This window comes from Bartonella sp. CL25QHWL, assembly GCF_042195335.1.
Taxonomy (GTDB): Bacteria; Pseudomonadota; Alphaproteobacteria; order Rhizobiales; family Rhizobiaceae; genus Bartonella.
The window spans coordinates 133,817-142,932 of the sequence record NZ_JBHIOE010000004.1 but is presented as its reverse complement, the minus strand read 5'-3'; the positions used below and the strand labels follow the sequence as shown (position 1 = coordinate 142,932).

Annotated in this window: 2 protein-coding genes and 1 pseudogene; 1 reads left to right on the top strand and 2 read right to left on the bottom strand. The window is 40.9% G+C overall.

Going from position 1 to position 9,116, the window contains the following annotated elements:
- Both ACFILY_RS03840 and ACFILY_RS03835 read right to left on the bottom strand, forming a co-directional pair.
- The coding region (locus ACFILY_RS03840) for a filamentous hemagglutinin N-terminal domain-containing protein (RefSeq protein WP_375637491.1) at window positions 1–4,743 on the bottom strand (4,743 nt) is incomplete at its 3' end.
- Between the two features lie 25 nt (window positions 4,744–4,768).
- Entirely contained in the window at window positions 4,769–6,565 is a 1,797-nt protein-coding gene (locus ACFILY_RS03835) for a ShlB/FhaC/HecB family hemolysin secretion/activation protein (protein WP_375637492.1), read from the bottom strand.
- A 964-nt stretch (window positions 6,566–7,529) separates the two neighbouring features.
- Between ACFILY_RS03835 and ACFILY_RS03830 the strand changes: the two are divergent.
- A pseudogene (locus ACFILY_RS03830) lies at window positions 7,530–7,985 on the top strand (type ISP restriction/modification enzyme); the annotation flags it as partial.
- Window positions 7,986–9,116: the final 1,131 nt, after the last annotated feature.

Genomic DNA, 9,116 nt, shown 5'->3' with positions numbered 1-9,116 from the left:
TTTCAGCCCTACCTTGCCATCAGCCGCAATGGAACTGCCTGTGATGCTAAGATCATGCGGTTTGCCATCCTGCCCTGTAATGACCGTGGTATCACCTCCCGATTTTATCGAAGATCCAACCGCATGAGAAGCTTGCATGTCCACTTTCGTGTTTTTGGTGCGAAGATGATACTCCATCTCATCGTTTCTCACCCCTATTGTTATCTCCCCTTGGGCACCAAGACCAACATTGCCCTTGGCATCTATATCGGAAGCAGCAATATGGATATCTTGACCTGAGAGAACAGTGGTCTCTTTTCCAGAACTTAAATGAGAGCCATTGTGTAAAGCAACATGAGATGTTTCACTCCCATTCTGATTGTCCATGCTGTTGCGTGTGGCATCAATCGAAACATTGCTCTCAGCTTGTAAGGAAAGATTATCCGTTGCTTGAACATCAGAGCCTAGAATATTCAAATCTTTTCCAGAGGCAAGTGTCGTCGAGCCACCAGAGTTGACTTCTGATTTATGATGCATGGTGGCATCACCCTGTTCATCATGGTAATGGGTTTCTGCTGAACCGATCGTCAAGTTACCTTGTTCTGTAGCCATGGCAAGATCACCTCCGGTAGTGATCCCCACCCCTGAGGCTGTGATATTTTGTTTAGCAATCACCGTTGCATTACCACCAGCAGAAAGCGCCTCGGTGTTTAAAACGGTCTCCACGCCGTCAACCGTTGTGCGCCCTGCATCTAAACGAATATTCTTCTCCGCAAGGAGAACAGCATCCCCACCCGCCGCAAAATGCCCCCCTTTACTAAAAATATCCCCGCCATGCACATGCAATTGGTGATTTGCCGCAATCCGCCCTGAATTGGTTATTGTGGAATTGCTTGTATTTTGGCTGGTGATATTGACATCATCGCCCATGATCAAAGCCCCAGCAGAAACAAAGGAGGCTCTGTCTTTTTCAGGGATGTAAAGCACCGGTGCGTAAACATCCATGCCCTTGACCTGTTGGCGCACATAAATCACCATTGGGGCTTCTAGGGACGCCAATTGTTCTTCACTCAAAGCCTCACCAAAGGGGAGATTGTGGGCTTTTGCATAGTCTGCCCCACCATCTAGCAAGGTTTTGACTTGTTCAATGGCATCACTTCCAAGAATAAAGGAACCTTTGCCCAAACCTTGACCAACCAGATCACGCATTTGTTTTTCAATCAGCTGCTTTTCAAAATAAGCATCACCTAAGAAAAAAATCTCTCTGTCAGGATTGTAGCCAATTCTGTTCAAATAATAGGCTGAACCATAAAACTTGCCGACATCAAGAAATTCTGCCCGCGTTTCATAAATAAAATTCTGGTTGGGCAGCGTGCCCCCAACACCCCCCGATTGGGGTTTTGGTAAAGGAAGCCCCTCAGCAAGTTCCCCCGCATTATTGAGATCCACTTTTGGTGTAAAGAGAGCGCCAGCCTCGGTTAAACCACTTAAGGACTCCAGTGGATTGCCTTCAACTGCTTGTGCTTTAAAATGCGCATCCCCTGTAATCGAACCTTCCGCTGCCGTGTTATTGAGTTGATCGACCACCAAATTCAACGTGCCGCCCGCTTGGACAAGACCAGGAACACTCTCCAAAGCTTCTGAACCAGTATGGCGATCCTTGCCATTGGCTATATCTAAAGAAACATCGCGGCTTCCATCAGCTTTATAGCCATAACAATAACCATCCTGCGTATTGGCATTACAACCCAGATAAGTTTTTTTATAAGCCGTTGCACCCAGATTGGTCAGCACACCAGCGTGGATATCGGCATTTCCCCCTGCTTCTATAGAGCTATAATGGTTGTCAATGGTATCAGCGTTAATGATGAGATTGCCACTAGATTGTATTACCCCCGAAACAGTTGGTTTATGCGAAAATGCTTGTGTGACAGTCTTTTCTGTCATGTGTGACCAGTCTTCGTTTATTGACCCAAACCATCCTCCCTTCCGCCGAGAACCATTCCATACAAACTCTTCTATGTCTCCTTTTCGAGCATTATGTTTCCAAGTAAATGCCTTATAGACTGTCCCATCTTTTAAAGTTGCCGTGCCATAGGTTCCTTCTTTGTTATTCCAAAGTTGTTGCTCAAATATAAAGTGTTTTGGACCGACTGGCCCACTCTCCCTCTTAGAAAGTTTTCCTTTTCCCCAACGATCCCAGTACATATCATGATATAAAGGCCTACCATCGAGAAAATTATATTTGTCTGGTTTTTCGAATGAAATATCGCTATATTCCGTTTTTTCCGTGATGACAGGCGTGCTATCGGCTTCGTTTTTTAGGGTGTTGGTTTGGATATTTAAGTTTCCACCAGCTTGAATAAAGCCCGCTTTGTTCACAAGCGAAAGGCTTTTTCCGCTGCCAGCTGCATTGGTGAAAGATAAATCACCTTCTGTCATTATGGTGCCAAAATCATTGAGCAAAGCACCATCAACTTGTAAAGCACCATTGCCCTTCACATAAATTAAGCCCGTTTTGTTGTTGGTCACATCCCCCGTCACGCTAAAGATTAAATCCTGCCCCGATGCCAATTGACCGCTATTTCCAAGCTCCCCCGTTTTGATCACGAAATCTCGTGCCGCTAAAACAGAAGTTGTCTCATCAACCATAACGCTTGGAGCAATAAAGAGAATATCTCCAGTCCCTCCCTGATCTGTCACGGCTTGTAGCCGCGCATTGTGAATATCAAGAGCATTGGTGCTTTGAAAGTCTAAACCGCCATAAGCCAATTCGCTCTCTGAGACATCAATATGATCTGCAATTAAATACAGCGTTTGCGGCGTGTAAATATGAGAACGATTATTGCTTAAATCGAGAGTGTTTGCTGTCAATCTCACATCCCCCTCAGCAGACAGCACATTCTCAACACTGATCTCTCCAGACACCGATGTCAATGTTGCGCTGCCATAGCCCATGACCTGATCATAATAGATGTCGTTGCCTGCAAAAATTTCAATATTACCACCACTGGCAATCTGACCAACCTTCACCCCTTCTTTTGCTGTAATCAAAAGAAAGCCGTTTTTATCTAAAACAAGATCCCCTGAACCGCCCGTAGAAACGACACCTGTCATCAGTGTGCCTGCATCAAGGCTGCCTACCTTTAAAACAGCTTCTTCACCCGTCATCAGCGAAGAAAAGTCAACCGCCCCACCCTCAATATTTGCCTTACCATAGGCTAAAAGTTGTCTAAAATGAACGGGAGCATTTGTTTCTGGTTGTGCTTGAATGGCAACATTTTGATGCGACAGAATTGTTTGAGAAACAGAAAGCCCGTTATGAGAAACCAGGGTGATATCTCCTGCCCCATAAACACTTTCAGCGACAATCGCACCTTGACTGCTCTGGAGATCAACATCCCCTTGGGTGCCAAGAACAACAACACCAGCAGCACCCGTTGCCGCCATATCAACCCCACCGGCTAAAAGCTGCGCCTGTATATCACCACCGGCATGCGCCTTGAGGTTCCCTTGCGCTAAAACAATCCCCTCAAGCTTCAAGTCTCCGCCCGATTCAAGAGCCATATCAGCGCCTGACCCTAGCCCTGAAACTTGAAGTGTCTGGCGCGAAGAAAGCTCCATATTGCCCCCAGAGGTTGCTTTACCGGCAATCGATAAAAGCCCATCCTGCGCCTCTATCTTCAAATGACCATCAGCACCAACCGTTTCTAACGTCACATCCTTATGGGCGGCAATATCAATATGCTTTTTCGAGGTGATGTGCTTTACCAATACGCTCTGGCTTTTCGATTTGAGGACAACACCCCCATGACCAAAAACATTCTTCAGGGAGATTTTCCCGTCAGCAGAAAGATACAACTGCCCCGCATTGGCTGCCATATCATGGCGCATACGAACCCCAACACCTTTTTCTGTTGCCACAAGTTTAATCTGATCCGCCTGTAGAGCCCCCAAAGCAGAACCATCTATCGCATATTCCGGTTTACCAGTAATATCAGTTAGCTCTTTCATCTCACGAGAAGCATAATCAAAGTGACCCGTCCCTGCTGTCACACCAATTTCTCTGCCCGCAACAGCTCCTTCAAAATGCACCGTGCGTGAGACAATATCGACAATATCAACAGCCCCTTGGCCAGAGAAAAAATTGGCTCCCTTGGCGCCAAAGGTGATATCCCCACCTCGCACCTCAAAGCCTTTCAAAAAACCGCTCGCATCAATTTCGGGAACACCTGTAGTTAAAGTCGCATGGGGTGTATTGATAAAGCCACAACCATCACAGCTTATCCCATTGGGATTGGCTATAATCACATCGGCGGGGCTCCCAAAAACCTCTCCTGGACCATGAAGCGCACTGCGCTTGCTGCTGGTCACTTCATTTAAAATCACTTTCGCCGAACCCGTGAGGCGCAAATGCGGATTGCCCGGCATAATGCCCCCCAACTGCGATTGCCCCACTTCTTGCGCATGATTGTTCCAAATCACACCTGGATTTCCAATATTAAAATCGTTATATTTATTGTGTGATAAGCCCTTGCCATTGGGGGTAACAATATCAATCGAGGGAACCCCATTAGGCGCTGCTACTATATCTGGGCGATGGGCGGCATTCGCGTTAGGATCCACAGTAATTTGTGCCTGTAACGCTGAAGGGGCTAACAAACAAGAAAAACCAAGTCCCCCAAATAAAACCTTTTTGAGCATCGTACTGGAGACCAAAACACCTAATAAAGCTACTCTTTCTGCTCTCTTCTCATATCTCATACTTTAACTCCCCAATAAAAAACGCTTAAAGTTCCATTGTTAATGTCATAAAAAATGTTCCTGATTTTTTGTGCTTAACTGTGCTCCAAAAAATACTGGAATAACTAGCATCAAGAGAGACCATGCCTCCCGCAAGCTTGACACCCGCTGTCCAACCGGCAAGCTGGTCACTCTTAATCCCATACAAGGGTTGTGCAAAAACACGCCCATAATCCAAACCAACATAAGGGCGAAGTTCACCAAAAACCTTTTTGAAGGTCGTGTGATTGCTCCACGGAATGGTGCGTAGCAACAAATCATTCCGGCTAAAAAAACCGTTATTGCCAAAAAGCAAACTCTCACGCGTGCCACGAACATTGGAAGCGCCCCCCAACGAAATCTGTTCAGCACCCAATAAATTATGCGGTGAATATTGACCACTCAAAAGATTGCTCAGTATAAAGTCCAAGCCCCCTACCTTAAAAGGCGTCATGACACTAAGCGTACCAGTAAATTTGGCAAATTGTGGCTCCGCATCCCCTGCCCCTGGATCGTGCTTCTTGACAGAATGAAACAAGGGAAGACCTTGCAAATAACTCACATCAAAGGTCCAAGTCCCCCCCAACATCTGGCGCGAATGCGAAATCCCAAAATTGGCGACGCTATATTGACGGCTACCCACTTCAATCTTATTGCCAAGAAGGTAATTGTTGGTTCTTTTATAAGAAAGACCTAAATTCAAGGTTGTAAGGGAAACACCATCACGGTAAAGAACCCTGCTTGTACTGGCGTGCAACTCACTGGAATCCCCCGTCGTCTCAATATCGGTAAAATTGCCAAGGATTATGCTTTGGTAATTATAAACAGTGCCATTCAATCCAAAGGTCCAATAACCGTACGGAATACTCACACTCGCTGAAATATTATTACTATGTCCTTCTTGCTTGCTCCCACCCCAATAATCGGGCTCACTGCGTTGATAGTTAAAATCCCACGCATCATTCATCCCTAAAATATTTTCTACCCTCAAGCCCGCACTATAACGCGCATAACCCGTGGAAGATTGTCCCATATTGTCATGAGAAACAGTAACCTTGAAAGTTTTATCGGGATGATTGTTAATATTGACAATGGTGCTCCCTTCTTCACGCCCTGGAAGAAGTTCGCTTTGAGCGTGTGCTGAACTCAAACGGTTGATCTGATCAAGCCCCTGTTCAATATCGCGCATATTCAGAACATGACCTTGAAGCCCAGGAAAAGCACTCCACACAACATTGTTATAACGAGATGCCGGTGAACCATTATAGTAAATCTCTGAAAGCTTGCCCTCAATGACAACAAATTTGAGCGTCTTGCTGTTTTTGATATCTTGATCAGGAATGTAAAAACGCGCCGTCACATAGCCTTGATCCAAATAAACTTTGGTTAACTTCTTGATTAAGAGCTGAATATCGACAAGACCGATACATCTTCCAACATAAGGCTCTGTTACGGCTGATATAAAGCGCTTTTTGACATGATGCACTCCCTCAACAACAAGAGCATGAATGGGAAAACATTGCTTCCCACCCAAAAGCGTTTCTGGATTTTGCTCTGAAGGCGTCTTGATCCTTTTAGGCGTTAAAGACCGTAATTTCTCAATTCTTTCTAATTGCTGCTTCTCAGATTGTTGGCGAGAAAAATTATCTGTTGGGGAATGAAAAATAGCTGAGGAGCGCGCATAAACATTTACACCTGTAAACAAGCCAAAGAAAACAACAATGGCACGAAAAATTCTCAAAAGAGAACTTTGGCGTAAAAATACACAAAACAATACAGATTGCCCCCGCTTTGCATTATTCATGAAGCACTCTTTAAAAGAACTTCATGGAACCGCTAATAAATCCACTCAAAACAGCCACTGCCCTATGACGCTTTTAACAAAAGCACATGCCTCTGTGACCAAAAAAGTGACACCCAAAACTGCTTTATTTTACAAAAACCACTTTATTTTAACTGCTGAAGATCTCTCCCCCACATTTATATGAAAAGACCTCTAAATAAAACTGTTTAGCCCGTCAATGGTTAATACATCAATATCCCCAGTTTAATGCTACAATATATTTATCAATAATTAGAGATAAATTCACTCTCCAGCCCCTCTAAGCCACTCAACACGCATATAAACGAGACATCATGCTATCAAGCACATCCTATCGTCAAAAACAACAGCATAAAACAATAAGAAATCTCTTTTGAAGTCTTTAAGACAACCACGCAAAACTCTTTTTATGGCATTCTCATCAAGAAACTTTTTTCCAAAAGCAAATGATCTGAGTGACCTTATCAGAAGAGTTTTGTCAGTCTTGTCAGTTCTTTTTAGAACCTATATTATTTTTTTAAAATGAGAGAAAATTAAAAACATTATATTTCAATAGGTTAGAATTTTAACGATACAACCTATATCGACAATACAACCTTAAATACAATCAATAATATATATTTGTCAGTTTGTGTCTGTAAATTGAACTAACAAACTAGATTATTTTAGTGACTCATAAAACCTATCAAAATAATCATTATGATATTTTAAAAGCACATGCTTCATTTGTCTTTTTCCATAAAATAAACAGCAAATTTCACTATTTTGCTGATCTGATCTCTCTCATGGGCTGCGGATAAACAGCATTTAAAAACTCTTTTGAAAAAATTATCGGCTTTTTTAGCATTTTTCTGCATTTTTTCTCAATTCATTCAAAATGGATTTAATAAGCTTCGTTTTAATTCTTTTGAAGAGAATTAAACCCCTTATACGAAAACGGAGCTCTGTTGTAACAGGGCGTGAACTGGATCATTTGCACGTGAATTATGAAACTGTAAAACCTTATCGCGTAACCTTTAAAAAAGGTAATCCAAAAGTTACAGAGATCTCTAATCCAGAAAAATTCTATTACGTGACTGAAATGAAATTAGCAAAAGCAGGTAAAGAGAAAGATAAAACCACTGTTATTTATAATAACAATATCACAATAACAGATATCCCTCTTGACGCTTGTGAGTATATCGTTAATGGTAAACCCGCTCTTGAATGGGTTATGGGGCGTCAATGTGTTAAGACTGATAAAAAGAGTGGCATTGTTAATGATGCCAATCGTTATGCTGTTGAAACCATTGGCAACCCTGCCTACCCTCTAGAGTTATTTCAGAGGGTTATTACCGTAAGTTTAGAGACAATGAAAATTGTTAAGAACCTACCAAAATTGGAAATAAGAGAAACTGAATAACTTAAAAGCATGCTCACATAATGGGTATGATAAACTCATAAGGGGTATAAGGTTTTATACCTATAGGTTCTTATATCCCTTTTATAAATTGCTGACATACAATCTTTAAAAGGATAATTTATCATACGTTATTTAAAAAGAAGAAACTTGCACTTTTAGATACTCTTATTTACATTGCCTTTAAAAGATTAAACCGTAATCTAAAATGATAGCTTTATTGTTATCAGAAGCTTTATTTAAAGAGGGTTATGTATATTCATTTTCTTATATTACTTATAGGTTTTGAATGTTTCTACCCCCCCAAAACCCTTACAAAACATAGAGCATTAGTTGAATTTATAGGTTGTACTATTGATATAGGTTGTTTTTTGAAAAATTGATAAAAAATAACATATTGAAATATAATGACTTTTATTTTTTATTGAAAAATATGTAAAGGGGGGCGTAAAAAGCACCTCCAAAACTCATAACCATAATGGTCTTGATAGCATTTATTATGATTATAATCCCTTTCTTTTGAAAGGCTTTAAAAGATCACATACTCTCATAAGACATGTTTTAATCATTCACTAAATGATCACTTTTGTCGATTCAATGTACTGACATAAACTGACAAATATATATTTACAGTTGTATTTATTTGTTATGGCTGTTTTAATAAGTTGTATTTTGAAAAAATCATAAAACTTAACTTATTGAAATATAATGATTTTAATTTTCTCTCATTTAAAAAAAAATGATATAGGTTCTAAAAAGAACTGACAAGACTGACAAAAGTTTATTAAAAGGAATTTTGCTCATCTCTATAATGATCAGTTTCTATTGAGATGTTTTCATAACAGACAATAAATCGCAATTATCCTATTTATCATTTCTCTTATGAACATGAAAAATGATGCCATGGCTATAAAGAACATAACAACTATAGAGAAAGCAAAAATGCAAATGAAAGCATTTGTTATAAGAGCGCGGTGCTATTAAGGTCGTTTAAATTAAAGACCCTTATAAACAAAATTCACAAAAAATTTAAAATTCATTCAGTAAAAAAATTGATAGGTTATAAAGTTTAAAATACGCATTATGAGAGCGTTTCTAAAATATTATAAATGTATAGATTCAGAAAATACGCAA

Coding starts and splice junctions, on each gene's coding strand:
- ACFILY_RS03835 (WP_375637492.1), bottom strand. CDS start 6,565: ATGAATAATGCAAAGCGGGGGCAATCTGTATTGTTTTGTGTATTTTTA.